The following is a 24,034-nucleotide window of genomic DNA, read 5'->3' as shown; positions in this document are numbered from 1 at the left end:
AATACCTATACTATGAAGAAGTTATATTTTGCATTGTCAATTCTTACGATGTCGGCACTGTTGGTATTATCATGTACTAACTTTTTAGACCAAGCTCCAAAATCAGTATTAAGCACTGAAAATTTTTTCTTGAGCGAATCAGATGCTATTGCGGCGGTATCGGCTGTGTATGATAAATTGAACAAACGTCATCTCGTCAATGCTACGGCTTGGATATATGCGGATATAACCACTCCAGATACATCGACTCCCTCTGCCGAATTAGACATTGCGGTTTTTGACAACTTTAACCTAGGGACATCAAACCCTTATCTCAACGGAAACTGGCCCGAGCTATATGAAGGTATTACGAGAGCAAATTATGTTATTTCCAATTTACCAGGAATGGCGGACATTGACAATGTCCTAAAGGATAGGTTGCTGAATGAGGTGAAATTTCTGCGCGGTTGGTACTACTTTTTCCTTGTACAAGCGTACGGCGGAGTTCCTTTAATAACGGAGCCCATTAACATCAGCGACGAAACACAATATCTTGTACCAAGGTCAACTAAAGAAGAGGTTTATGCCCAAATAGAGGCGGATTTTACCGCAGCGGAAGCACTTCCGGCTACTTATACTGGTTCGAATGTGGGTAGGGTTACCTCGGGTGCTGCAAAGGCATTTTTGGCAAAAGCCTATTTATTTCAGGAAAAATGGGAATTGGCATCAAGTAAGGCCCAGGAAGTCGTAGCGTCAGGCGTATATCAGTTATTGCCGAGCTTTAGGGATGCTACATGGAACAAAAATACTTTAGAATCTATATTTGAAATGCAATCGATCGGGGGTACTCCGGGTTGGGAGGATGATAATGAAGGAAATTCGATTGGTATCTGGGCTCGTCCTACCTGTTTTGGCGGTTGGGGTCTTCATAATGGCACACAGGATTTGTATGACGCCTTCGAGGATGGTGACCCGAGAAAAAGCTATACCCTCTTGGACGTTGGAGAAGAATACGATGGTCAAGTTTTGCCTAGTGGCTGTTTGCCTGACAACACGTATGCGTTGCTCAAACTTTTGGGCGACCCTGCAGGAGGAACGGGCGGTGATGCCAATGGAAGCCAAAATTTCATTTTCATGAGATTATCAGAGGTATATTTAATGATAGCCGAGGCGAACGTGATGATTGACAATTTGAGTGCTGCGGAGAATGCTTTGGAGGTGGTAAGAAATAGAGCGAGAAATGACGTAAATGCTGATGCTGGTGCTCTCCCCACGTTAAGCGGCCTCAGCAAATCAGCGTTGATTGATGCCATTCGCAATGAGAGAAGGGTTGAGTTGGCATCCGAAATGAAGCGGTTTTATGATTTGGTCAGATGGGGAATTGCCGGAGAGGTAATACGGGCAGATGGTAAGAACTTTATTGATGGAAAACATGAGCTTTTCCCAATTCCTCAATCCCAGATTGATATTAGTCAAGGAACATTAATCCAAAATCCGGGTTATTGATTTAATTTATTATGCTGAATTAGTTTGAGTTATGAAAGGACTCTAAAGCTTTAAGGGTCCTTTCTCTTTTACGGGAATATTTATTTTTCCGATACGAAGTATTTTTTCCTAAATTGAGGTCTTTGGTATAACTGCCTACAAGAATTAGATAACGTACGCAATACCAAAATCCAATTTAACTACATAAATTCATTCACATGGCCCATAAACATATACTAGCAATCCTTATTATTGCCTTTGCTATGCTGTCGGGATGTGCAAAGGATCACGATGGAACGCTTTTTAGAACATTGAAATCATCGGCTACCAATCTGGATTTCACGAATACCATTACTGAAAATGACTCCGTCAATATACTTACTTACGAGTATGTATACAACGGCGGGGGTGTAGGTATTGGGGACTTTAATAACGATGGTTATCCCGATGTTTATCTTTCTGGAAACATGGTAGGCAACCGATTGTATCTTAACAACAAAGATTTATCATTCACCGACATAACTACAACTGTTCTGGAATGCAAAGCTAATTGGTCCTCCGGAGTAGCGGTTGTAGATATAAACCATGATGGATGGCTAGACATTTATGTCTGCACTAGTGGCCCATATGATTTTTATGATAAAAAAAACAAATTATTCGTCAACCAAGGACTTGATGCGGACGGAATTCCCCAGTTTATTGAAATGGCTGAAGCATATGGATTAGATTTCGATGGTCCCACCACACATGCAGCTTTTTTTGATTATGATAAGGATGGAGACTTGGACCTCTATTTATTGAATAACACGCTTAAGAATAATTCTTCTCCTAACCGCATTGTACCTCAGGTAAATGATGGTTCTTCCGTTAATAATGATAGACTGTTCAGAAACAATGAAAGGGAGACTGGTCAACTTAATTTTACCGATGTCAGTAAGGAAGCGGGAATAATATATGAGGGTTATGGTCTGGGGCTTGCCGTCCAAGACCTTAATGACGATGGGTGGATCGATATCTATGTGTCAAACGATTACATCTCGAATGACTTGGTCTACATCAATAAAGGTGATGGTACTTTTAGCGAGGAATCATCCTCAGTATTCGGACATCTAAGTTACTCGGCCATGGGCAATGATGTTGCCGACATAAACAATGATGGATTAGTGGATATTATTACCGTTGATATGTTGCCCGCAGACAATAAGGGCAGGAAAATGATGTTGCCCTATGTGACATATACCCATCACCAATACCAAAAGTTAAATGGTTATCACCCACAATATACCCGCAATACGTTGCAGCTGAACAATGGTGTTATGAAAGGAGGGTTGCCCAAATTCAGTGAGATTGGGCAGTTATCAGGAATAGCCGAGACAGACTGGAGCTGGGGGCCGTTGTTTGTTGATTTCAACAACAATGGCCGTCGTGATTTGTTTATTTCAAATGGTTATCCAAAGGATATTACCAACAGGGACTTTTCCGATTTTAGACAAAATACCGGGGTGCAACTTTTCAAATCATATGTGGAAGGAAACAGGAATTTGCTGGAGCAATTGGACCAATATCCTGACTTGAAAGTACAGAATAAGATCTTTGAAAACAATGGTGACCTCACTTTTACGGATAGATCTTTAGATTGGGGTAGTTTTGAACCTTCCTACTCATCAGGCGTTGCCTATGCGGATTTTGATCTGGACGGAGATATGGATGTGTTGATCAATAACATCAACCAGGAAGTACAACTTTTGGAGAATACGCTACGGACTCCAGAATCAAATTTAGCTGAGAAAAGCAATTATATTAAAATTGACCTCATTGGACCAGAACTAAACCCAAACGGTCTTGGGGCGAAGGTAAGGTTGTATTGCCACGGATATTTGCAATTCTATGAGAATTCGCCATATAGAGGTTATCAGTCTACTGTTGAGAACCTAATCCATTTTGGTCTTGGTGATGCCAGTGTTGTTGACTCAATAGAAGTTCAGTGGCCAGATGGCAGGCATTCCTCCCATAAATCCATTCGTATTAATGAAGTATTGAAAATACATTATTCCGGATCTATTACCAAAGACTTCGTCAGTCGTGAAATAAAGGCACTTTTTAAGGACGTGACGAAGCATTCCAACATCGATTATATCCATAAAGAAGTACCGTATGTGGATTTCCATAACCAAATTTTATTGCCTCATATGTTTTCCCAAAAAGGGCCCGGTATAGCTGTAGGTGACATCAATGGGGATAATCTGGAGGATTTTTACGTTGGTGGCGGTTTTAAACATGCAGGACAATTTTTTGTCCAAAATACGGACGGCACATTCTACAATAAACCGATTACCTCCGGGGAAAAATTTGAAGAGGACATGGGCTGTCTTTTATTTGATGCGGATGGGGACAATGATTTGGATTTGTATGTGGTCAGTGGAAGCAGTGAATTTGAGATGGGTTCTAAATACTACATGGATAGATTGTATGTCAACGATGGAAAGGGAAATTTTGATATCAAATCGGACGCACTGCCAGATATTAGAAGGAGCGGCGCCAATGTTTCGGCAGCGGATTATGATAAAGACGGTGACCTTGATTTGTTTATAGGCGGCATGCTTGTTCCCAATCAGTATCCTATGCCTGCGTCCAGTCTTATTTTGAGAAATGAAACTACATCAAAGGATAATCCACAATTTGTAGATGTAACCAACGAAATTGCGCCAGAACTCTCCAGACTGGGATTGGTGTCTTCTTCGTTGTGGACAGACTTTAACAATGATGGACTGTTGGATTTGATCGTGGTCGGGGAATGGTTACCTGTGACATTTTTTTTAAATGAGGGTGGGACATTCAAAAATATCACTGCTGAACTGCCCGGCAACGTGCAAGAATATACAGGTTGGTGGAACAGTATCGTTGGTGCGGATTTTGATAACGATGGCGATATTGATTACGTGGTCGGAAATTTGGGATTAAACTCGAAGTTAAAAGCCAGCTTTGATAACCCCCTTAAGTTATATGCAGATGATTTTGATAAGAACGGGAGCATAGACCCGATTATAGCCTATCCGCTCGATGGTAATTATTATCCATTGGCCTCGAGAGATGAAATTGCATCTCAGACCCCGAGCATGAAGAAAAAATTCCAAAACCACACTTCCTTTGCCGAAGCCACCTTTTCCGATATGTTTTCGGAGGAGGAATTAAAAAATAGTGTGGTTTTGAATGCAAAATATTTTAGAACAGCCTATTTCGAAAATATTGGAAATGATGCCAATGGCCTTCCGAAGTTCGAAATAAAATCCTTGCCGACAATCGCACAGTTTGGACCCATTTACGGAATGAATGCTCAGGATTTTGATGAGGATGGCAACATTGACCTTCTTTTAACAGGAAATTCTTTTAGCGTAAATCCTATGCTTGGCAGATATGACGCATTAAATGGCATCTTTCTCAAAGGTGATGGGCACGGAAATTTCGGTGTTGTCCCAAACCAGGAAAGCGGATTTTTCCTTGAAGGGGATGGCAAAGCGTTGGCGGAACTTGTCATGGATTCGGGGGAATCGTTGTTGTTGGCTTCACAGAACAACGATTCGGTTAAAGCATTTCTTCAGGAGGAAAATAAGTTTACTATATACAATACGGAATCCAATGACGCGTATTCATATCTTTATTTCAAAAATGGGAAGAAAAGGAAGCATGAATTTTATTACGGGCATTCTTATTTGTCACAGTCCACAAGAAAATTAAAATACGATATCCATAGAATTGATTCGATCCAAGTTTACAATTTTTTGGGGGAAAAGAAAACGATAATACCTTAGTTTTTTCAACTGAAAAGTAGGTTAAATGTAGATAAGAAAAAAGTTAAAACTCAGTGGCACAAATAAATGGAGACAATAGCCGCTAAGGGAATAAAAAATGATTAATAGGCTGAATCACTTGCGAATGAGGAGATTCTGAACTGGCTGTATTTTCATCGCTTTAGTCGAGTATAGTTTGAAATTCTTTGTGAAAGTCTTTTACTTAAATGTTTTTGTATTCTTTTTTGAAGTTCTCGATAACACGTTGCTAGGGAATGCTTTCCATGATAAAAGAGTGCTTTGCATTTTAACATCATGGCTTCTCGATTAACAAGGTCAAAATAGAGAATATGTTTGGCAGTTTCAATTATAAATTCAGGGTTTTGGAAAAGCCCTCTGTTCCATTGTTAGAAAATCCCCTTCCTTTAGGATGTGTACGATTAACTTTTTTACCTTTTGATAGGCTACCAACACCTGCTTCTGTTCTTGGAACAATTCATTCATTACATCAACTATCGTGTGAAGCTGAAGTTCCAATTGAAAAAAATCGGAAATAAGATCCAGTTCAATCAAATCAACAAAAATACAGGCATCCGTAACAGCAATCTTTATCAAATAACCATGTTTTCCTTTCTAAACTCCGCCAGTTTCTGATTCGTCAACGCTGCTGCTTTGCTGATACTAATAAATTCTTCTGCCAGTGCCCTGAACAGGAGTTGGGAAAACCGATTCGAGTGCTCTACGCCTTCATAAGCTACAGGCTCATTGACTCGGAATCCCAATTGATTGAAAAAAATGTAAAATTGTTTGAGGTAATTTTCGGAAATCAACCCCAGATTTTTGGCCCGGTACACCAAGGCTTGCATAGAAAAACCATACTGTTGTTTGATGGCACCTAATTCAATCATCGACAGTTTGCTTCTTTTACCGCCTAGTTCTTGTCTTAAAGTTTCCTCGGGAATTAACATAGCGGATGCAAATGCATGGCAGAATTTTTCCTTTTGCTTGTCTTCATATCCATTGACATCAAGGAGAAGGTGTCCTAATTCATGTAAAGTTTGACATTACCCTTTATCCTTCTTTTCCCTCAACCCCAAACCCGCAAACAACTCCCCAGAATCCGCATTGATGGCTCTGTAAAGTTCGTCGGCCCTGAGTTTGGCTGAGTCGTTGGCTGTGAGCTGGGTCATTTGCTGATGCCAGTGCGTTGGTAAAACGGTTTACAGTCCTTTTGGCTAAATGATGCTGTCATGTGAGTATCGTTTTTTGGTATACCAATTTACTTTAAAATCGCTTTATTAATTCTGGTAATGAAAAAAATATTTGAATTTTTTTATTTTTTTATTGCACATAAAATATTTTTTATTTAATTTAGTTTCGTTGTTGACAATACACTTTACTAATGATTTAAATCATTCTTTGGTTCTCGGTTCCGATTAGTTCGGAAAATTTGTTTTTACAGAGCTAACTTTTGTACTAAAAAAATCATTAAAATGAAAAAGTCAATTAATTATTCGTTCGTTTTTGTATTTTTTTAATTTCTTACAATGAGATTGATTCTAACGTTCCAATGGAATTTAATGTGAATCAAAATTTAGATCAAGAAATCCAGCAAATGAAGAATTTCTACAATAACGGTCTTGACTTAGTTGTAGATAGATTAGGGAAGGAGCCTTACACTCACGTACAGAATTCTGATTTAAATGTTGAAACTATTGAAACTGATATTTTACAAGTTTTCAATGATATATCTATTCTATGAAGGATGTTGAGAACGAAAACTATTCCTTATCAATGCAAAAATTGTTTAGTTCTAAAAATAGTCCAAGCTCCAGAACTTCTCTACCAAATTTAAATGGGGAGCCTATTTTTAATGTAAAACAAATGGATGTCGCTAGCCCATTTATTCATGATTTACTTGAAGTGGATAATCCGTATACGGCAAGGAATATTTCTATTTCATTGGAAAAGGAAATATTAAATTCATCGTTAAACTATGAAGAGAAAATCTCTTTACTTTCTCTAAGTTCTGGAACTCATGTTGTTCCAGATTTCATTATTAATGACGGCATCAATAAAATTGAAGATAAAATCTATACAGGACAAAATCCTGATTTCCAAATTACTGGGTGTTCTATAAATATGAGAAGTGTCATGGCTGATGCAGTTGTAGGTTTTGCAGGAGGCGCACTTGCTGGCTGTTACGCCGGAGCTACTGCTGGGACCGTTGCATTTCCTATTGTAGGAACGGTAACAGGATGTGTCAGTGCCGGAATGGTAGGTGGGGCAGGAGGGTTTTTAACAGGAGCAACCTATAGCATTGCCTCCGGGTTGTTGTTAACTTGTTTTAGGTAAAAATAGATTTAATAAATTATAATTAAACTTCTAAAGGGAATTATGGATACTGAATTTAAAAATGAAAATCTTAAAAAGCGATTCATAATTGGAAGTTTCGGAATTGCTATTTTATTTATGGCCTTCGGATCGTACGGCTCTTTTAATCCTTTGGATGTTGGGTTTTACACCTCAATAGGAGCCGCTGTATTATGGTATTATCTTAGCTATTACGGATTTATGTTAACAATGAGCAAGCGTAGGTAATACTAGTATTTACATTTATTTATTACCATTTTAAACCTAAAGGCAGTTCTATTACTTATAGTTCTGCCTGGGGATACCAGCTTTAAGTGGGCTGAAGAAAGAATGAGTGAGGAGGATTCATATGTTCACCTCTCAAGGCAATCTGAATTTCCTTTTCCTCCTTATCTCCCGAAATCATCAGTGGTAAAGCGGGATATGTGGAAAATGTACAACAATATTTCAGAAATGGATAGACAGTTGGGTGCCGTGTTGAAGCAATTGGAGAAAGATGATTTATTGGAAAATACATTAATAATTTTTTACGGCGATCATGGTGGACCACTTCCACGACAGAAGCGGTTGATTTATGAATCCGGCCTGAATACTCCTATGATTATTAGGTTCCCCAATAAGAGATTGGCAGGGTCAGAAGATGATCAGTTTTGTAGATTTTGCACCTACCTTACTTTCCTTGGTAGGCGTAGCACCCAAATCGTATATGCAGGGACAGGCCTTTTTAGGTGATCATCAGCCCAAAGAGGAACGAAAATACATCCACGCTGCGGCGGACCGTTTTGATGAAGTTACAGACGCTATTCGGGCGGTAAGGGATAAGCAATTTAAATACATACGTAATTACCGTCCCAATCAAGGATATTATCTCCCTTTGTCTTATCGTGAAAGGATGCCAACGATGCAAGAATTACTTCGGTTAAAGGAATCAGATAAATTAGATTCTATTCAATCTCAATGGTTTCGGGGAAACAAACACAAAGAAGAGATATATGACTGTAAAGCAGATCCCGATGAACTCAATAACTTAGCGGAAAACCCTAATTACCAAGATAAGCTCTGGGAGTTGAGCCAAGAAATGGACAGGTGGCTTATTGAAATAGGTGATGATCCAGAATTATCTGAAAAAGAGCTTATAACGCAACTCTGGGGCGGGGAAGAGTCACAACCAAAAACAGATGATCCTTTGGTGAAAATTGAAAATGGTAAGATCAATATCACATCAAACACCAATGGAGCGTCTATTGGATACAAAATAATACATGAAAATGGGCAAGTTCCTCAATCCTGGACTATATACAAGGAGGCAGTCGATATTCGCAAAGTGGATTCAATACAAGTAAGCGCACACCAGTGTAAAGGCTGAATTTCGCCTTAAGGTATTGGGAGTAGAAGATGTGGATGGTATTGATGCCTACAAAATTGCAATGCATCATAAAGGTTTCGGTGATGGACACCTGCTACTGTCAGCTTTTATGGAATACAGAGCCGAATATGCACCCTTCAAGCTAGGTGCCTACCTGTATGTGGACAAGACCAATGGCACACTGCTTCAGGTCAACAATGAAAATGAGGAAGTTGTCTTCGATTGAGAATCTTCGATGTGTAAAAAAAGAACAATTGGAGGGAGTTCATCTTCCAGCATCTTTTCTACTCCCTGGATATAAACCTGTCCCATGAGCTGGGTACAGGTACCTGTATGCGGGCACCCACTCAACAGCACAGAATTCCGCCATGATATACTCCCTGTTCGCCACCTGCAAAAAGCACGGAGTTAACCCACATGACTGGCTGCTCGACTTGCTGAGGAAAATGAACGACCGAGCCTATAAAGGCAAGTTCTCCGACCTGCTACCCCACAGGTGGAAAAATAACAAGGGGAACCCAAGCTGATTTTTTAATAGGGGGATGGGCGTTCGCTTACAAATAAGGGCCTATAAATGGCCTTTATACGCAAAGCTGAAATATCCCTCGTTTGCAAATATCACGGGGTCAAGAACAGAAATCCCCAGATATTTTCCGGCCTCTGCCAATCTTCGTGTCAGCGTTCTATCCTATTCGGAAGGTTTAAGGTTTCCCGAGGGGTGGTTGTGTATCAGGATGAGTTCGGATGGGAAAATAAAGGCTGTGGTCAATAATTCTGGAAATTAAAAATTGGACATTAATCTGAAAAAAAAGCCCTGAATTACCTCAAGGCTTTTTTCTTAAATGTTATATGTTCAAACTGGCTACTTAATCCACTTTTGGACTTAACCCTTCTTCTTTATCCAATCCATGCTTCATCTCAAATTGATTCCTTCTGATTTCAAACCGTTCCAATTCGGTATTGATCTTATCCAGCGATTCATTAAAAGTGGAGAATAAATTGCCCATATTCTTTTCCATTTCTGAAAAATTGAATTCCATGGCGTCCACCTGAAGCTTTGAGGACTTTTCCACCATTGCCACCTGACTTTGTTTAAGGTCTTGTAACAGCCTTAAAGCCCGGTCCATTTTTTCTAATTTCTCTCTATTATCCATTTCTTTATGATTTTTTCTTGATTAGTGCAAAAACTATTCCGTAGCGCAATTTGCCTGTACAAATGATAAACTCCGAATCCAAGGACTGGCATTTCTATACCGTAGTTTAACTACTGATTTCATTATTTTTAGTTTACTTATATAGGGACAGAGATTTTGGCACTTTTCACAATGTGGATTGAATGGTTTGTGAGAAAATATCCTTTTGCAACCTGATGGTTTACCAAACAGAATAATTTTGCCAAATTGGTAATGGCTGAAGGCAGGATGAATTTTACTGTAGGCTGGACACCATCCTCCTGAAAAGATCTTCGGATAATTATTTAAAACGTTTCATAATGTGCTTACCGAGGGCCAAATGTATGATAAGCCCATCCCATGGGGAGTTTCTCACTAAGCACCGAATAAATCTCGTCAGACAGTCACATCCTATTGAGTTCCTTGATATACTTCTGGAAGTCAATTCCTATTTAAAATTTTTTGCTCCCAGGGGGCGGCTTCTTGTGGTAAAAAAAGAAGACAGTCTTAATAGGGTGGATAAATAAGGCGGAGTTGTGGAAATCAGGATTGAAAGGTTTTGCAAAGGAATTGATTCGGACTTTAAAGTAGAAAAACTAAGCTGTGGTATCAATCATCTTTAATGGACAAGTAGAAGAAAACGTCAATAGGCTAAAAACCTTCAACAGAAAATGTATGGAAGCGCAGGGTACCACCTATTAAAAAATGTACTCGCAAACTATGATCCATTCACCAACAAGGACGAAGAACCTTTTTCCTCCAGAATACCCACTAGCCAACTTTCTCAAGAATAAAAGCAAAACTTTAAAACTCATTTGGCCCTTATTTTAATAGTAAATTTCATTAGATTTATTGTAAATTTATTTCTTTGAATTAGGAGTTTTGTAAATGGGAAAGATCAGATGAACCAGACGATCATGATATTAAAAGGCTGGCTTAGGGGTCCCCATCATCCGGTCATAAATCTTTAACCATAAATCAACTAGAGCTCATATCGGTTCAATCGCCACAAAATGAAAGATGTAATCTTTAAAACTTAGTGCAAAAGGTGGCGGAAAAGCCACCTTAACCATATAAAGAATATATTTTTTAGATGGCTAAATTAATTATTTATAATGTTAACAGAGAATAAATATGAGCAAACTATTTATAAAAAATATGGTCTGCAACCGTTGTATTATGGTAGTGCAGAATGAAATGAATAAACTCGGATTAGAGATAAAGAATATTAAATTAGGAGAAGTTACACTTGAAAATGAGCCCACTTTCAATGAAAGAGATGCGTTGCAAGAAGCTTTAGTACCTTTAGGGTTTCAGGTAATTGATGATAAAAAAAGTAGAATCATAGAGCAGATAAAGAATATTATCATTGATCTAGTACATTATCAAAATAATGAAGCAAAAACCAATCTTTCTGACATTTTAAGTGAAAAACTCAATCATGACTACAATTATCTTTCTAACCTATTTTCTGAGGTGGAGACTACCACAATAGAAAAATATTTTATTGCCCAAAGGGTTGAAAAGGTGAAAGAGCTGTTGGTCTATGATGAGTTATCTTTAAGCGAAATCGCCTACCGATTGAACTATTCTAGTGTATCCTATCTGAGTAATCAATTCAAAAAAGTAACTGGATTGACACCAAGTCATTTTAAACAAATCCGTGAAGATAAAAGAAAACCCTTGGATAAGGTGTAAGTAAATATTACAAATCAACCCCATAATTCCACAAACACATTATCCATTATTGTAACCAATTTTGTATTGTAAAAAAAACAATTCAAAATGGCTATAAATAACAATGCAGGAACAGTCTACATTCCCCTTGAGGATGTAGAAAGCGAACACTGTGCATTAATCGTTGAAAAAGGATTGGCGAAGGTCGCTGGAGTGGAATCCCACAAAGTAGAAATTAACAACCGGAGAGCCGCCATTACCGTTACGGGCAGTGAAATAGTGGGAAAGGCCGTAGCGGCTATCAAAGACCTTGGGTATGGCGTACCTACAGTTAAAAATTCTTTCCCCGTTTTGGGGATGACCTGCGCATCTTGTGCAGGCAGCGCAGAGAGTATCGTGTCGTATGAACCGGGGGTTGTTAGTTCTTCAGTAAATTATGGAACAGGCAATCTGACGGTAGAATACCTTCCCAATATGACAGATGCTTCCAAATTTCAAAAGGCATTGCAATCCATTGGTTACGATTTACTCATTGTAGAGGAAACAAGGCAGCAAGAATCTTTGGAGGTCATCCATGCAGAAAAATTCAAGAAGTTAAAAAACAAAACCCTATGGGCAGTTATCCTTTCCATACCTGTAGTAGCTATCGGTATGTTTTTCATGGATATTCCGTATGCCAACGAAATCATGTGGGCATTTTCCACGCCTGTAATTCTTTGGCTGGGTAAAGACTTCTTTATAAATGCCTGGAAGCAAGCAAAACACCGATCCGCTAATATGGATACTTTGGTGGCATTGAGTACCGGAATTGCCTATATTTTTAGTGTCTTCAATATGCTTTTTATGGATTTCTGGCATCAGCGCGGATTACATGCTCACGTGTATTTTGAAGCTGCGGCTGTCATTATCGCATTCATACTCCTTGGGAAATTATTGGAAGAAAAAGCAAAAGGAAACACGTCTTCAGCGATTAAAAAATTAATGGGTTTGCAACCCAAAACCGTGATGGTAATACAGCCAGACGGTACAGAGATACAAACAGCTATTGAAGATGTAAACGCAGGCGATGTACTGTTGGTAAAGCCAGGTGAAAAAATTGCTGTGGATGGAATGGTTACTTCCGGTAATTCATACGTGGATGAAAGTATGCTGAGCGGCGAACCCGTTCCTGTGTTAAAACAAGACGGAGAGAAGGTATTTGCCGGAACGATTAATCAAAAGGGTAGTTTTCAATTCAAAGCGATTAAGGTAGGAAAAGAAACCATGCTTTCCCAAATAATCAAAATGGTGCAAGATGCTCAAGGCAGTAAGGCCCCCGTGCAAAAACTGGTCGATAAAATAGCAGGCATTTTCGTTCCGGTAGTTATTGGAATTGCCATCCTCACATTTGTTTTGTGGCTAATTCTTGGTGGTGATAACGGTGTAGTACAGGGATTGTTAGCAGCGGTTACAGTATTAATTATTGCATGTCCATGTGCATTGGGGCTAGCAACACCAACGGCTATAATGGTAGGAGTTGGTAAAGGTGCCGAAAATGGCATTTTGATTAAAGATGCAGAAAGCCTTGAATTAGCCAAGAAAGTAAATGCAATTGTATTGGATAAAACAGGGACAATTACTGAGGGTAGACCCCAGGTGACAGGCATACAATGGCTGAATAATGATGATGCCACAAAGGATATATTATTAAGTATTGAAAAACAATCGGAACACCCATTGGCGGAAGCTGTAGTAAAAAATTTGGAAGGGGTTACAACCACAACCTTATCAGGGTTTGATAGTATTACGGGTAAAGGAGCAAAAGCAGATCACAATAGTGAAACCTATTTTGTAGGTAATAAAAAGCTGTTGGCGGAGAACAACATTGCTATTGCGGATCAATTGCAACAACAGGCCGATGAATGGGGAAAGCAATCCAAAACGGTTATCTGGTTTTCAAACAGCCAACAGGCACTTTCTGTAATTGCTATTTCTGATAAAATTAAAGAAACATCTGTTCAGGCAATTAAAGAAATGCAGGATATGGGCATTGAATTGTATATGCTGACGGGGGATAACGAAGCCACAGCAAAAGCAATCGCAGAACAAACCGGGATCCTGCATTACAAAGCGGAAGTATTGCCACAACATAAAGCCGATTTTGTAAAAGAGCTTCAAAAGCAAGGTAAAATTGTGGCGATGGTAGGAGACGGAATTAATGACAGTACAGCCCTGGCAACAGCCGATGTGAGTATCGCAATGGGTAAAGGTAGCGACATTGCTATGGATGTGGCCAAAATGACCATTATTTCGTCCGATCTCACCAAGATACCTCAAGCTATACGCCTGTCTAAACAGACCGTATCCACAATCAAACAAAACCTGTTCTGGGCATTTATCTATAATCTTATCGGTATTCCTCTTGCTGCCGGCGTACTGTTTCCGATCAATGGATTTTTACTGAACCCAATGATAGCCGGAGCTGCAATGGCGTTAAGTAGTGTAAGTGTAGTAAGTAATAGTTTAAGATTGAAATGGAAGAAATAAACTCAAAAGTACTGGAAATTTTGTAACACAAATTAAACAGTAATCGAGTTTTGCTTCACAACCAGTAAATATTATAAATCAAGTAGGGAATATGGTAACTAATAACAGCAGGACAATCAGGAACTTTGTTAAACAAAAAAAAATAATTTAATATGAAAAATGTAGAATTGAGTATTCCAGGAATGCAGAGTGCGCACTGCCAGGCTAGAGTTAACGGCGCAATTAAAGATATTGATGGCGTAATAATTGAAAAATTAGAAGCGGGAAAATTATCCGTTTCTTTTGAAAGAGATGAAGTAAAAGAGGAGATGATAGAAGCTATTGTAAAAGCTGGTTATAAAGTTGAAAACAATAACACTATTAGTTCTTCGTGCTCCTCAACAAGCTGCTGCTGAGGTTAAAAATTTAACCAAATTTCAGGGATAGCGCATAATCACTACGGTGCGTATTATCCCTGAAATTTTTGTTCCTGACCGATATTCCGAATGAGCTGACTATCAATCGCTAAAACAAAACAAAAGTTAATTATCAGCTTAACAGCAATAAAGTATAACGTAACATTTTAATGTCAACAAAATCAGACTTTTAGCTTTATAATATCATGAATTCTCAATAATCATTTTAAACGTTGAAATCGAGCATGACGCAGGCGACGCACGGAGGGATGATTAAAATTGCGAGATTCCATGTGACCTTTAAAAAACGATTATAAACACATGAAACTATTAATCAAAGGAATGGTATGCGATAGGTGCATTTACGTTCTATCTGAAGAGCTGCCAAAACTTGGTCTGGAAATTACCGAAATACGATTAGGTGAGGTAATTCTGAAAGAAATGGATATAATTTTTGAAGAGCATGTTATTAGAGCTAAGTTACAAACAATCGGCTTCGATTTATTATACAGCAAGAATCAAAAGATTATTGACCAGATTAAAAGCGCAGTTGAAAGAGGTATTAATGAACAACTGAATACTGGCGAAACGGTCAAATTTTCGACACTTATCAGTAACGAATTGCGGAAAGACTATGATTCGTTAAGTTCCCTGTTCTCATCTTTAGAGGGATACACCCTCGAAAAATTTATCATTTCAAAGAAGATTGAGAAAGTAAAAGAGTTTTTGGTCTATACGGATCAATCGCTGTCAGATATTGCTTACGCTTTAGGCTACAGCAGTCCCGCCTACTTATCCAATCAGTTAAAAAAGTACACCGGCCTTACTTCTTCCTATTATAAACGAACAAGGCACCTACAAAAGATCTAAAAATATTTTATCCGGGTACGAAATCCAAAGTACAATGGGCTAGATAAGTTATAAGACAAATGTTTTAGATTGCCCAAAAATTGATTCAATAGTATATCGCTAAGTCATTATTTGTGTGTCTTATTTAACTACAAACTAGCTGTAAGCCAGCTTAACTTTTTGAAAAATGAACCAGTCTATATATAAAATCCGTTTGGGTAGGATTTATTCACGGTTGGTGATGCACATGCATGTTATCGTTTTTTCACTTTTTGTATTGCGGTGTGCGGATTAAGAAAATTTATCTGAATCATTTAATTCCATTGTAATGTATTCCTTAGACGTATTTCGCATAGTCTTTTTAATATAATCATAAAGCGAAATCTTGTCCTTTATGAGACCAGGATGTCACTTTTTTAATCATGTAGCTCTAACACCGTATAATTTCAAATAACAAATAAATATATTGTTTTATTAACATTCCTGAAGTCGTATTTACTTAAACTGAAAAATAACAAATAACAAAAAGTAAATATCATAACTCTTCCCTGTAATATCATCAAAAAGACAGCAAACCCCACCTCTATCTTTGTGCTATAAATTTAATTGTTTGTTACATCATTAAACATAAGACTATGTTATTTAAATCAAAAACACAAAGGTTGGGAATTTTAATTCCACTAGTGGGCATCTTATTGATTGCTTGTGAGACCAAGCCGGAAAAGTCAACAGGAGAAACCCCAACAGCTAACGCAGATGCCAGCAGATTGCCGGTAGACATTATCATCGCACAGGAACAACAGCTCAATCATGAAGAAGCTGTTGTGGGAACAATGACTTCTAATCGGGAAGTGTCCATTGTCAGCGAACTTCCTCAAAAGATTACCCAGGTAGCCTTTGAAGATGGCAACTATGTTACTCAGGGAGCTGTGCTTTACACACTGAATGACGGTGACATCAAATCCCGATTAAAACAGGTGGATGCTGAACTGGAGCTGGCGGAGCTGAACAAAGAACGGATGGGTAATCTCTTAAAAACCGAAACCGTCAGGCAGCGGGAATACGATGAAGCGTTAATGCGTTTCCGCTCCTTAGAAGCACAGCAAGAAGTGCTTCATGTGGAACTGGCCAAGACGGTAATTCGGGCTCCATTTTCAGGAGAAATCGGAATTTCAAAAGTATTTCAAGGGGCCTATGTTACCCCAGGGGCAGAGCTGGTGATGCTGCAAGATCAAAGTAGTATCAAAATCAATTTCTCTGTTCCGGAAAAATACCTGCCTTTGATACAGACAGGTGATAAAATCAGGTTTACTTCCGAATTGTCTGACCAAGAGTACACGGCAACGATCAGTGCTACCGAACCGGGCCTTGACGTTCAAGGCAGGAGCTTGCAGGTTCAGGCAATTACAAATAATACTGACGGTCAGTTTCGTGCAGGTCTTTCTGCAAAAGTCTATTTCCGTGTTTCACATAAAGGCGCAAAAGGAATATTGGTGCCAACCGAGGCCCTTGCTCCAAGTGATAAGGGTTATACTGTTTTTGTCATAAAAAATGGAATGGCGAAACCAGTGGGAGTAACCATAAGCAACAGGACAGAAACGGATGCGATCATCACAACTGGCATTACAACCAACGACAGTCTCATTGTTTCAAACATGTTGCGCTTAGGAGATGGTACTCCCGTCAAGGCGTTAATTTCCAACTAATTAACCTAAAATCTAGCCATTATGAGTATTTCATCTTTAAGTATTAAAAAACCGGTTTTGGCCGGAGTATTTTCTCTCCTGCTTATTATTTTAGGAATAGTAGGATGGAAACAATTAGGTGTTCGCGAATTTCCGTTAACAGAACCCCCCGTGATTTCGGTAATTACTTTCTATCCCGGAGCAAGCCCGGACGTAATTGCCTCAAAGCTTACGCGGCCTATGGAAGAATCTATCGCGGAAGCAAGCGGAATACGTACCATTTCTTCTGAATCCAGAGAACAGGTTAGTATTATTTCAATAGAGTTTAACCGTGAGGTGGACCTCGAGGATGCATTGAATGATGTCAGGGATAAAGTAGCCAAATCCCGCAAACAACTTCCTGCTGATGTTGATCCGCCAATTGTGCAAAAGGCGTCTTCACCGGATAATCTGGTAGCATTTCTGGAAGTAGAAAGCGATACCAAAGACATAAAGGAAGTAAGTCATCTTGCATCGACCACTATCAAGGACAAAATGCAGTCCATCCCTGGGATCAGTAACGTAGCCATTGTAGGAGAACACAAATACGCCATGCGCCTTCGATTTGATCCTTCAAAGCTGGCTTCCTATCAATTAACTCCCGCAGACATTCGTCAAGCTTTAAATAGGGAGAACATTGATTTACCTGCTGGTAGGATAGAAGGAAGCAACAGCGAGCTGAGTATCCGTACGATGGGCCGCCTTACCTCGGTAAATGATTTTGAGGATATGCTTATCAAGCAAGTAGGCAATACTGTAATTCGCCTCAAAGATATTGGCTCGGCGGAGTTGGGAGAAGTGAACGAACGTACCGCCATTATCAACGAAACCGGTAATCTGAACCGTGTTGGTGTTGGGGTGGCCATTCAGATACAGCGTGGTGCGAACGCCATTGAAGTAGTGGATGAATTTTACAAAAGGTTGGATGAGCTTCGCAAAGAAGTCCCGTCTGAATACCGTTTGATTATCGGCTTCGACTATACCAATTCTGTTAGGGAATCTATCAAAGAGGTAGAAGAAACCCTGTTCATCGCCTTCGGACTGGTTGTATTAATCATTTTTCTGTTTCTAAGGGATTGGCGGTCTACCATTATTCCGGTTTTGGCTATTCCAGTATCCATACTTTCCGCATTTTTCATCATGTATGTGGCTGGATTTTCCATCAACATACTTACCCTTTTAGGATTGGTGCTTGCCATAGGACTGGTAGTGGACGATGCCATAGTCGTACTTGAAAATATTTACAAAAAGATTGAAGAGGGAATGACGCCCATCCAAGCTGCATTCAAAGGATCGAAAGAAATCTATTTTGCGGTTATTTCGACTACTATAACGCTGGCTGCCGTCTTTCTTCCGATTGTATTCATGGGAGGTATCAGCGGACAGCTTTTCAAAGAGTTCGCCATTGTGGTATCGGGTTCTGTGATGATATCCGCTTTTGTGGCATTGACACTCACACCAATGTTGAGTGCTTATTTTCTAAAGAAAAAGGAAAAACCAAGTTGGTTTTACAGAGTTACTGAGCCCTTTTTCCTCAGTTTAAATAATGGTTATGCTCGTTTGCTTACCACATTTATGAAGGCCAGATGGTTAGCCTGGGTTTTTTTGGCAGGTACTACAGCACTCATTTATTTTGTAGGCAAAGGTCTTCCTTCCGAATTGGCACCAATAGAAGATCGTTCAAACATGAACCTCATCGCCGTTGCTCCCGAAGGTGTTTCTTTCGACTATATGAAAAAACACATGATCGAGGTTGGGAAATATGTGAATGACTCAACCGATGGGCTGTATCAAACCTATTCGATGGTTGCAATTTCCTTTATCCCCGCTCCGGCACCTGTGAATGTTGCTGTACAGAGCATCTATCTCAAGGATCCAAAAGAAAGAAAGCACAGCGTTCAGGACCTCTACAACCAATATGGAGCTGCATCAGGGCAATTCAGGGGATTCCTTTTGTTTCCCTACCTGCCACCTACTATTGGCAGCCGCTATGGTGGTGGTATGCCAATCCAATTTGTGTTGCAATCGCAAAATCTTGACAGTCTGACGGCAGTGCTTCCAAAATTTTTGGCCGCGGCACGCCAAAGCAAAAAATTGATGTTTGTTGATGCCGACCTTAAAATTAATAAACCAGAGGTAAAAATAAATATCGATCGTCAGAAAGCTGCCATGATGGGGGTTTCAATGGAGGAAGTAGCTCACACCTTGCAACTCTCTTTCTCCGGACAGCGATACGGATATTTCTTGCGGGAGGATCGTCAGTACGAAGTGATTGGGCAGTTAGACCGAGAACATAGAAACGATAAAAGTGATTTAAGTGCGATCTATGTTCGTTCGGCATCTGGAAATATGATTCCATTAAGCAACCTGATAACAACAGAGGAATCTGTAAGTCCTGCCGCTATATACCGATATGACCAATACACCTCAGCCACCGTTTCCGCAGCAATGGCTCCCGGAGTGAGCCTTGCCGAAGGGATTCAGGAAATCGAAATGATAAAGAAAGAAGTGCTGGGGGAAATTTTCAAAGCTTCGTTAGCTGGCCAGTCGAGAGATTATACAGAAAGCCAGGGCAATATCACCTTTACCCTAGTCCTTGCCTTGTTGCTTATTTATATGATTTTGGCCGCCCAGTTCGGAAACTTGCTTGATCCACTCACTATTATGCTCACGGTTCCTATGGCAATAACCGGTGCTATTCTCAGCCTGTCGTGGTTTGGTCAGAGTTTAAATGTGTTCAGCCAGATCGGGATTATTACACTGATAGGGTTAATTACCAAAAACGGGATATTGATCGTTGAATTCGCCAACCATCTTAAAAATACAGGACTTTCAAAACGGGATGCAGTCATACAGGCGGCAGAGCAACGTTTCCGTCCTATTTTAATGACCTCGTTGGCGATGATATTCGGAGCCTTACCCATTGCGCTTACTGCAAATAGCCGCCAGTCATTAGGGATTGTAATTGTAGGAGGATTGGTTTTTTCAGGAATATTGACACTGTTCATTATCCCCGCTGTTTACTCTTATTTATCCAGCAAAAAAGCTGAGAAAGTGATAACGGAAGAAGATACCGAAACCGAACTCCTTCCTGTAGCATAATTCTAATTTTAAATCTCAAAGAAAATAAAATGAAAACTAATATTTTAAATATAGTTGCGGTATTGCTGTTGACAAGCAGTCTAAATGTAGTGCATGCACAGAAAAAAGCGCTGTCCCTCAAAGATGCTTTGGAAATGGCTAAACAGGGAAATAAAGAATTGCAGGTGCAGATTTTGGAAGAAATATATGCCAAAGAAATGACCCGGGAAACTAAGAGCAGTTTACTGCCCAGTATATCAGGAAACGTAGGCTATTCCTATTATTTTGATAGGCAGGCAATTTTTCTACCAGGTTCATTTGCTGGATCGGAAAGGCCAGTACAGGATCTCGCTGTTGGCGGAAAAAATGCTTATAACGCATATCTGTCCTTAATCCAGCCCATCCTTGCACCAAGTCTTCGGCATCAGACAAATGCGGCAGGAATAAATGAAAAAATCGAGAAAGAAAAAACGATTGATCTCCATAGTCGTGTGGCTCTTCTCGTTTCTACCCGGTATTTGGAGATACTGATGATGAATAGCCAGCTCGGTGTACTTGATCAAAGTTTGCAACGGAACATCAAAGCACTTCAAGATTCCCGGTTCTTATTGGCACAGGGAAGAGGTTTGAAATCTGATACCTTGAGAAGTTTTATTGCAGTGGAAAATTTAAAGTCCTCTGTTTCTTATTTAAAAAATAATGTGGAGGTCTCAGGCTTTGAATTAAAAAGAGTTATCGGATTGGAAGACCCAGCTGAATTGGAATTGACTGACAATCTGGAATTCGGTATTGAAGGAAGCAAAGGTGTGAATTACCTAGCTGAGGAAGCATTTCAAATTGCTGAAGCAAATCGAAAAGATTTGAATATTCAACAGTTATATATTGAGCTTCAGCAAAGAAAATTAAAAGCTACACAAGCAATGTTGTTGCCGCAGCTCTCACTGATTGGACAATATCAAGTACAGGCACAGGCAGATGACATGAGATTTGGGCAATATACTTTGCCAAGAACCTCTTTTTTAGGGCTTCAATTGACCCTGCCCATCTTTAACGGCAACCGTACCCAATCTCAAATCAGTCAAGCAAAAATTAAAGCTGAGCAAGAAGATATCCGACTAAAGAGTTTAAAAGACGAAGTTAAAACGGAATTGACCACCATTTTAAGCAAATGGAAGGAAGCCAATACTCAATTGGATATCCAGGTGGCAACAGTTCAATCGGCAGAATTGAACCACCTTATGATGGATGACCGGTTCAAAAATGGTTTGGGCTCTAGGCTTGAATTAACAGATGCCGAATTGGCTTTGACACAAGCCAAGATAAACTACCTGAATGCTATATATAATCTTCGAATTCTCCACTTAGAGCTACAACATGCTCTTGGACTGTTAAACCTTTAGTCATACTCTGAAAATTTAATGAAATCATGAAATCGAGCATGACGAAACTCCTCACACACTGGGATGATTATAATCCATGCGAGATTCCATCTGACCATTAAAAAACAATTATAAACAGATGAAATCGAGCATGACGCAAGCGACACACACTGGGATGACTATCCGCCATGCGAGATTCCATGTGACAACTGAAAAACAATTATAGACACATGAAAAATATAAGTAAACAACAAATAGAAAAACCAGCTCCGTACAGTAAACGATGGTCGGCACTTTTCCTACTCTGTACTGCACAGTTTATGGTGATTATGGACACCTCCATTATTGGGGTAGCCCTTCCGGCAATAAAAGCAGACCTCGGCTATTCGCAAAGCGGCTTACAATGGATTTTTAATGCATACGTGATCTCGTTTGGTGGCTTTCTGCTACTTGGTGGGCGATTGTCGGATTTATTCGGTGCCCGCAAGGTTTTTATGTGGGGCTTTGCCATCCTTTCAGCCGCATCACTTTTGGCAGGCGTAGCTTGGTCAGAAGCAGCACTCAATATGGGTAGGGCACTGCAAGGATTGGGTTCTGCCCTAATTGCCCCGGCAGCACTTACTTTATTGCTCTCCAAGTTCACCGACCCTAAAGAACTCAATAAGGCGTTCGGATTTTGGGGTGCTTCTGCCGCCGCTGGCGGTTCTGCCGGAGTTTTCCTGGGAGGTGCCATTACTGAATGGCTTTCCTGGCATTGGGTATTCCTTATAAACATTCCTGTAGGACTTGCAGTGCTGTTTTATAGCCGAAGCCTGCTGCTCAAAGGCAGTACTCAAAAAGGGAAGGTGGATGTTGCAGGTGCCATTTTCGCGACAGCAGCATTGGTGATGGCGGTATATGCAATCGTATCGGCTGAGAGTGCAGGATGGAAATCGCTGCAAACTGTTGGGTTGCTAGGTCTATCCCTTATACTGTCAATTATCTTCTTTGTCATCCAGAAGCAGAGAAATGAGCCACTTGTGCCCTTAACAATCTTCAAGGTACCCAATCTTTCCTCGGGTAACCTAGTAATGGCTTTAATGGCTGCATCATGGATACCCTTGTGGTTTTTCCTAAACCTTTACCTACAGCAGACGCTTAATTATTCTGCTTTCAACAGTGGGTTGGCATTACTGCCAATGACTATTGCTATAATGTTTTTGATGGTGGGTGTTACGGGCAAGCTGGTAGCAAGTTTTGGTTTTAAAGCAAATCTCATAGCAGGATTACTAGCACTTACTGCTTCATTACTTTTGTTTAGCACCATCCCTACTGATGGAACGTTTTTGGTGAACGTATTACCAGCCTCTTTATTGGGAGCAATCGGTATGTCTTTAGCCTATATTCCGGGTACGATTGCTTCCATGTCCGGAGCTAAACCCGAAGAAACGGGGCTTGCTTCCGGCTTGGTGAATACCAGCTATCAAGTCGGCTCAGCTTTGGGCCTGGCCATTATTGTAGCTATTTCTGCAGCAAAAACCAACATGGTGAAAATTTCAGGTGTATCTGATATGATCGCATTAAATTCAGGTTTCCAAACTGCGTTTTTAGCCGCAGCGGGTGTTTCTGCCATTGCAGCAATTGTCGCTGCTTTTTCTATCAAAACGCTTAAACAATAATATAATTATAAACGGTAATGATATCTAGGTTTTCAGTAAATCTTACAAACTAAACTTAAAATACCGTAAAAAAAATAATGCTATTGTGAGCAACTTTGTAACATAAATTAAATCAAAATTAAATTAACATGGAAGATCAAAATTTTCAATTCAAGACTAACATCAATTGCAGTAGTTGCGTAGCAACAGTAACCCCTTTTCTTAACGACGCCGAAGGCATTTGTCATTGGGAAGTAGATACCACTAATAAGAATAAAGTCCTTACCGTAAAGCCGGAAGGGATTAGTCAACAGGAAGTTATAGAAGCTGTTCTAAAGGCAGGCTTTAAAATAGAACCTTTAAATTCTTAAAATAATGGACATGAAATCGAGCATGACGAGATCGACTCACATAGAGATGATTATAGGACATGCGAGATTCCATCCCGACCTTCAGTACGGGACAGGTTATGACCAATTAAAAACAATTATAAACATATGAAATCGAGCATGACGCAGGCGACGCACGGAGGGATGATTATAATTGCGAGATTCCATGTGGCCATTAAAAAACAATTATAAACACATGAAATCGAGCATGACG

The 24,034-nt window shown here is 39.7% G+C and carries 19 protein-coding genes and 2 pseudogenes; 16 read left to right on the top strand and 5 right to left on the bottom strand.

Annotation, left to right across the window (positions count from 1 at the left end; translation table 11 throughout):
• Window positions 1–12: 12 nt before the first annotated feature.
• Complete coding sequence (locus FQ608_RS24415; RefSeq protein ID WP_158861116.1) at window positions 13–1,485, top strand: RagB/SusD family nutrient uptake outer membrane protein; 1,473 nt, start codon at window positions 13–15, stop codon at window positions 1,483–1,485.
• A 197-nt stretch (window positions 1,486–1,682) separates the two neighbouring features.
• The gene (locus FQ608_RS24410; protein ID WP_158861115.1) at window positions 1,683–5,273 is read left to right on the top strand and encodes a VCBS repeat-containing protein; all 3,591 of its coding nucleotides are present in this window, start codon (window positions 1,683–1,685) and stop codon (window positions 5,271–5,273) included.
• A gap of 354 nt (window positions 5,274–5,627) precedes the next feature.
• Here the strand turns inward: FQ608_RS24410 and FQ608_RS24405 are convergent, their stop codons facing one another.
• The 3 genes and pseudogenes from FQ608_RS24405 to FQ608_RS27855 all read right to left on the bottom strand — a co-directional run bounded on the left by FQ608_RS24405 (window position 5,628) and on the right by FQ608_RS27855 (window position 6,442).
• Window positions 5,628–5,867 (bottom strand): hypothetical protein, encoded by a 240-nt coding sequence (locus FQ608_RS24405; RefSeq protein WP_199856465.1) that lies wholly within the window; start codon window positions 5,865–5,867, stop codon window positions 5,628–5,630.
• Window positions 5,864–6,301: pseudogene (locus tag FQ608_RS24400) on the bottom strand (ImmA/IrrE family metallo-endopeptidase); the annotation flags it as partial. The pseudogene FQ608_RS24400 and the gene FQ608_RS24405, both read right to left, overlap by 4 nt.
• Window positions 6,302–6,316: 15 nt before the next feature.
• On the bottom strand, window positions 6,317–6,442 hold the full coding sequence (locus FQ608_RS27855; protein ID WP_262885539.1) for a hypothetical protein: 126 nt from the start codon (window positions 6,440–6,442) through the stop codon (window positions 6,317–6,319).
• 568 nt (window positions 6,443–7,010) lie between these two features.
• On the opposite strand from FQ608_RS27855, the gene FQ608_RS24390 reads away from it, so the two are divergent.
• From FQ608_RS24390 to FQ608_RS27850, 5 genes are all read left to right on the top strand, one after another.
• Window positions 7,011–7,607 carry a hypothetical protein gene (locus tag FQ608_RS24390; RefSeq protein WP_158861114.1) on the top strand — a complete coding sequence of 199 codons (597 nt, stop codon included), beginning with the start codon at window positions 7,011–7,013 and terminating at the stop codon, window positions 7,605–7,607.
• Window positions 7,608–7,955: 348 nt separating this feature from the next.
• Window positions 7,956–8,357 (top strand): sulfatase-like hydrolase/transferase, encoded by a 402-nt coding sequence (locus FQ608_RS27660; protein ID WP_234364377.1) that lies wholly within the window; start codon window positions 7,956–7,958, stop codon window positions 8,355–8,357.
• Window positions 8,266–8,991, top strand: a complete 726-nt coding sequence (locus FQ608_RS24385) for an alkaline phosphatase family protein (RefSeq protein WP_234364376.1) — start codon at window positions 8,266–8,268, stop codon at window positions 8,989–8,991. Before FQ608_RS27660 ends, FQ608_RS24385 begins: the two co-directional genes overlap by 92 nt.
• 16 nt (window positions 8,992–9,007) lie before the next feature.
• Window positions 9,008–9,217 carry a hypothetical protein gene (locus tag FQ608_RS24380; protein WP_158861113.1) on the top strand — a complete coding sequence of 70 codons (210 nt, stop codon included), beginning with the start codon at window positions 9,008–9,010 and terminating at the stop codon, window positions 9,215–9,217.
• 142 nt (window positions 9,218–9,359) lie between these two features.
• A complete protein-coding gene (locus FQ608_RS27850; protein WP_158861112.1) occupies window positions 9,360–9,518 on the top strand; it encodes a transposase domain-containing protein in 159 nt (52 codons plus the stop codon).
• 41 nt (window positions 9,519–9,559) lie between these two features.
• Here FQ608_RS27850 and FQ608_RS24370 read toward each other — a convergent pair.
• Together FQ608_RS24370 and FQ608_RS24365 are read right to left on the bottom strand one after the other, a co-directional pair.
• Window positions 9,560–9,760 (bottom strand): annotated as a pseudogene (locus FQ608_RS24370) (JAB domain-containing protein).
• A 97-nt stretch (window positions 9,761–9,857) separates the two neighbouring features.
• Window positions 9,858–10,145, bottom strand: coding sequence for a hypothetical protein (locus tag FQ608_RS24365; RefSeq protein ID WP_158861111.1), 288 nt, complete (start codon window positions 10,143–10,145; stop codon window positions 9,858–9,860).
• A 1,152-nt stretch (window positions 10,146–11,297) separates the two neighbouring features.
• Between FQ608_RS24365 and FQ608_RS24360 the strand changes: the two genes are divergently transcribed.
• The 9 genes from FQ608_RS24360 (at window position 11,298) to FQ608_RS24320 (ending at window position 23,802) form a co-directional block, all read left to right on the top strand.
• A complete protein-coding gene (locus FQ608_RS24360; protein WP_158861110.1) occupies window positions 11,298–11,861 on the top strand; it encodes a helix-turn-helix domain-containing protein in 564 nt (187 codons plus the stop codon).
• Between the two features lie 87 nt (window positions 11,862–11,948).
• A complete protein-coding gene (locus tag FQ608_RS24355; RefSeq protein WP_158861109.1) occupies window positions 11,949–14,366 on the top strand; it encodes a heavy metal translocating P-type ATPase in 2,418 nt (805 codons plus the stop codon).
• Between the two features lie 152 nt (window positions 14,367–14,518).
• Window positions 14,519–14,761, top strand: a complete 243-nt coding sequence (locus FQ608_RS24350; protein ID WP_158861108.1) for a heavy-metal-associated domain-containing protein — start codon at window positions 14,519–14,521, stop codon at window positions 14,759–14,761.
• 321 nt (window positions 14,762–15,082) lie between these two features.
• A complete protein-coding gene (locus FQ608_RS24345) occupies window positions 15,083–15,631 on the top strand; it encodes a helix-turn-helix domain-containing protein (RefSeq protein ID WP_158861107.1) in 549 nt (182 codons plus the stop codon).
• Between the two features lie 614 nt (window positions 15,632–16,245).
• Window positions 16,246–17,316 (top strand): efflux RND transporter periplasmic adaptor subunit, encoded by a 1,071-nt coding sequence (locus FQ608_RS24340; RefSeq protein WP_158861106.1) that lies wholly within the window; start codon window positions 16,246–16,248, stop codon window positions 17,314–17,316.
• 21 nt (window positions 17,317–17,337) lie between these two features.
• A complete protein-coding gene (locus tag FQ608_RS24335) occupies window positions 17,338–20,436 on the top strand; it encodes an efflux RND transporter permease subunit (RefSeq protein ID WP_158861105.1) in 3,099 nt (1,032 codons plus the stop codon).
• 29 nt (window positions 20,437–20,465) lie between these two features.
• Window positions 20,466–21,815, top strand: a complete 1,350-nt coding sequence (locus FQ608_RS24330) for a TolC family protein (RefSeq protein WP_158861104.1) — start codon at window positions 20,466–20,468, stop codon at window positions 21,813–21,815.
• Window positions 21,816–22,024: 209 nt separating this feature from the next.
• On the top strand, window positions 22,025–23,452 hold the full coding sequence (locus tag FQ608_RS24325) for an MFS transporter (protein ID WP_158861103.1): 1,428 nt from the start codon (window positions 22,025–22,027) through the stop codon (window positions 23,450–23,452).
• A gap of 128 nt (window positions 23,453–23,580) precedes the next feature.
• Window positions 23,581–23,802 carry a heavy-metal-associated domain-containing protein gene (locus FQ608_RS24320; protein WP_158861102.1) on the top strand — a complete coding sequence of 74 codons (222 nt, stop codon included), beginning with the start codon at window positions 23,581–23,583 and terminating at the stop codon, window positions 23,800–23,802.
• The last annotated feature ends 232 nt before the right edge of the window (window positions 23,803–24,034 follow it).

The organism is Lunatibacter salilacus, from assembly GCF_009797935.1.
GTDB lineage: Bacteria > Bacteroidota > Bacteroidia > Cytophagales > Cyclobacteriaceae > Lunatibacter > Lunatibacter salilacus.
This window is presented reverse-complemented; position numbering and strand designations above follow the sequence as displayed.